This is a genomic window from Phenylobacterium sp. (assembly GCF_030645195.1).
Taxonomy (GTDB): Bacteria; Pseudomonadota; Alphaproteobacteria; order Caulobacterales; family Caulobacteraceae; genus Phenylobacterium.
In genome coordinates, this window is record NZ_JAUSLW010000020.1 from 1 (window position 1) to 3250 (window position 3250).

General features: G+C 65.7%; 4 protein-coding genes. All 4 read left to right on the plus strand.

Annotation, left to right across the window (positions count from 1 at the left end):
- The first annotated feature begins 96 nt into the window (after positions 1-96).
- Positions 97-687 (plus strand): thioredoxin domain-containing protein, encoded by a 591-nt coding sequence (locus Q7T09_RS01670; RefSeq protein WP_304697229.1) that lies wholly within the window; start codon positions 97-99, stop codon positions 685-687.
- Positions 688-966: 279 nt separating this feature from the next.
- Positions 967-1776 carry an HNH endonuclease signature motif containing protein gene (locus tag Q7T09_RS01675; RefSeq protein ID WP_304697230.1) on the plus strand — a complete coding sequence of 270 codons (810 nt, stop codon included), beginning with the start codon at positions 967-969 and terminating at the stop codon, positions 1774-1776.
- Between the two features lie 146 nt (positions 1777-1922).
- Positions 1923-2687 (plus strand): YwqG family protein, encoded by a 765-nt coding sequence (locus Q7T09_RS01680; protein WP_304697231.1) that lies wholly within the window; start codon positions 1923-1925, stop codon positions 2685-2687.
- Between the two features lie 99 nt (positions 2688-2786).
- Positions 2787-3250 (plus strand): DEAD/DEAH box helicase family protein (locus Q7T09_RS01685; protein WP_304697232.1); only part of this gene is annotated, 464 nt, incomplete at its 3' end.

A 3250-nucleotide genomic window follows, 5' to 3' on the forward strand; every position in this document is an offset into this window, starting at 1 on the left:
ACTATGACGGCTCGCGGCCCCCGGCGCCAACGGCCTCGGTTGACAGGCGAGCCGGGTGCGGTGTCCTGGGGCGGTCACAGTTCCAGGAAGCTTCCCTTGCGCCTCGCCCTGCTCGCCCTCCTGCTGCTCACCGCCGCGGCGCCCGCCCCCTACCCTGCCGGCGACCTCTCGCTCGGCAAGCCCAAGGCCAGGATCGTGGTGGAGGAATACGCATCGCTCTCCTGCACCCACTGCGCCCACTTCAACAACGAGATCTTCCCGGCCTTCAAGGCCAAGTACGTGGACACCGGCAAGGTCCGCTACGTCCTGAAGGAGTTCATCACCGAGCCGGCCAACGTGGCCGCCGTGGGCTTCATCACCGCCCGCTGCGCCGGGGCGGCCAGGTACTTCCAGGTGGTGGACGGCCTGTTCCGCCGCCAGGCGGAGATCTACCAGACCCAGCAGCTGCGTCCGGTGCTGCTGGACGTGGCCAAGCAGGCCGGCCTCAGCGAGGCCCAGGTCACCGCCTGCGTCGCCGATCCCGCCAACCGCGAGGCCCTGGAGACCCGGGTCAGCGAGGGGATCGCCCGCGGGGTGGACGGCACGCCGACCTTCTACGTCAATGGGGTGAAGGTGGAGGCCGGCGTCGTCACCCTGGCCGACCTCGAGCAGGCGGTCGCGGCGGCGGGGAAGGCGAAAAAACCCTAGCGCGCCCTTACAGGCGAGGGCGTGAAGCCGATCGGGCGGCTGATCGGTTGGAATGTCAAAAGCGTACCGGCGGCCGACGCCCGAAGGCAGCTCCGGCGACGAATGTTCTTCTTTTGTTCTTTACTTTCGTTCGAGACCGTGCGAAAGTTTGCGCACGGTGAATAACCTTTGCGGCTGAGCGACTGCTCCGTCCGCCGGACTCACCGTTTCCCAAATTCACGTCATCGCCCCGCCCGATTTCTGCGGGCAGGGCGCCATTTCGCATTCAATGGAGCCGGCATGGCTGAGCGTCAGATTGATCCCGCGCGCCTGGAGGGAGAGGCGCTTCGACGTTGGTATTTGCGATCTGCGGACGAAATTCAACGGGAGCGCGACGCGAATGCAGCGCAGCGCGATCTAGCCTTCTTTAACCGCACGGAGACGGAAAAGCGTCGTGCCGTCGCGGGGGTATCCACCCAGTCCGCACGGCCGATCCTGGCGGACGGCGACGATGAACTTTGGATTGCGACCGGGCGTGGCGGCTTTCGCCCCATGCATCCCAGCGCCAGCGACTTTCGGACCGCACTGGAGCCGGAGGTGTCCCTTCCCTACCCCGATTTCATTCCGGAAAGCGCGGCAGCTTTCGAAGATGGCGATCTCCAGGAAGTCGGGAACCCACATAACCCACGCCTTCGCCGTGAGTGGGAAGGTGCAGAGGGGCGACGCTGGCCGAAGACGGCGGATGGCCGCAACTTTGACGTGGCGCACACCAAGGCGGTCGGCGACGGCGGGACCAACACGCTGGACAATATCCAGCCCATGCATCCCGAAGAGCATAGGGCCCAGCACCAACGTAACGGCGACGCCGCACGGTTTGGGCGTCGATCAAGTATAGCCCGCGCATTTGGGGGCAAGGTGGAGCCGCCGGCCTTTTCGGCAAGGGCTGCACGCCTTCCCACCCTACGGGGGCTCGGAATTCTTGGGTGGCTTCCAAGCATTACGGGAGTTCTTAGCGGACGAATTCGAACGGATACGCCCATCCACTTCTGGAATGATATGTCAGGCTTGCCGAGCGCCGATGACCCGCTGCCAAAGGACCTCATTGCCTAGCCCGCGCATCGGCGTCGATCGGACGGCCTCGTGCAGCCTTCACGACGGAAGACGACGGGGATTGGCTCACCGCAAGTTATCAGGCCGTTGACCCAGGTTCCCTTTTCGTTCTATCGATCGGTAGCGAGACGAAACAGGGTTGGGGCATGGACGAGGGGATATCACCGGTGGTGGCGCAATCCATCGCCGCGCTCAAGGCCCAGGCGCGCCCCTGTCTTCGCCTTGTCCCCGGCGGCGACGGCCGGTCACGACTTGGCGGGACGCCGGAGATGGCGGGCGCCTGGCCCCGATACGACGGACGGCCACACTCTTGTGTCGCCCAGCTGGACCTGTCCGAGGTGCGGGCCGCTGGGGGGCCGGAATGGCTCCCCGCCGAGGGCCGTCTGCTGTTCTTCTATGAGCTTGAGCATGGCTCGTGGGGCCTTGATGTGAAGGACGCCGGAAGCGCGGTCGTGATCCATGAGACCGGGTCGCCCATCGCCGCGACAGAGCCGGACGACCTTCCAGACGACGCCAAGCTTCTGGCCTACCCGATTGCGTTTGCGCCAGGCGCTTCCTATCCGAGTGAGGAGAGAGTGGCGATTGACTGGAGCCGCCTCGACGCGGCGTCGACCGAGGCGCTGGAGAGGGCGCTGATGGACTTGGCCCCGGCCGCCCCGGCGCACCAGATCGGAGGCTATCCGTTCCCTGTCCAAAGCGACGGCATGGAGGCGGAATGCCAGAATCTCGCCCGGCGTTTGGGCCAGGGCGAGAGCCACACGGCGGACTGGCGGCTGCTGCTGCAACTCGACACGGACGAGGAGGCAGGGGTGATGTGGTACGACGTAGGATCGCTCTACTTTTGGATCCGGGAGCAGGACGCGAGAGCCGGAGACTTCTCGAAGGTCTGGACCATCCTCCAGTCCAACTGAGCCGTTCCGTGGAACGATGAGGATGCGAAGCGCCTGCTGACACCTCCTGTCACCAGGGCGCCCTAGCCTTCCGGGGCCATGCACCCTAGATTCGACCTCATGCCCCGTCCCCCGAAGTCCGCCCCCGATTCCGGCGTCGCCGACATGTCGGCGGTGTTCGACTATGACGAGTCCAGCGCCCCCATGCTGTGGGTTCCGCACCGGCCCGACCGGCCGCAGAAGTCGGAGGGGGGCAAGCGGTTCAAGCTGGTGAGCGAATACGAGCCGGCCGGCGACCAGCCGACGGCCATCGCCGACCTCGTGGCCGGCCTGGAGGGCAAGGAGCACGACCAGGTGCTGCTCGGCGTCACCGGCTCGGGCAAGACCTTCACCATGGCCAAGGTCATCGAGCAGACCCAGCGCCCGGCCCTGATCCTGGCGCCCAACAAGACCCTGGCCGCCCAGCTCTATTCGGAGATGAAGAGCTTCTTCCCCGACAACGCGGTGGAGTTCTTCGTCTCCTATTACGACTACTACCAGCCCGAGGCCTATGTGCCGCGGACCGACACCTATATCGAGAAGGA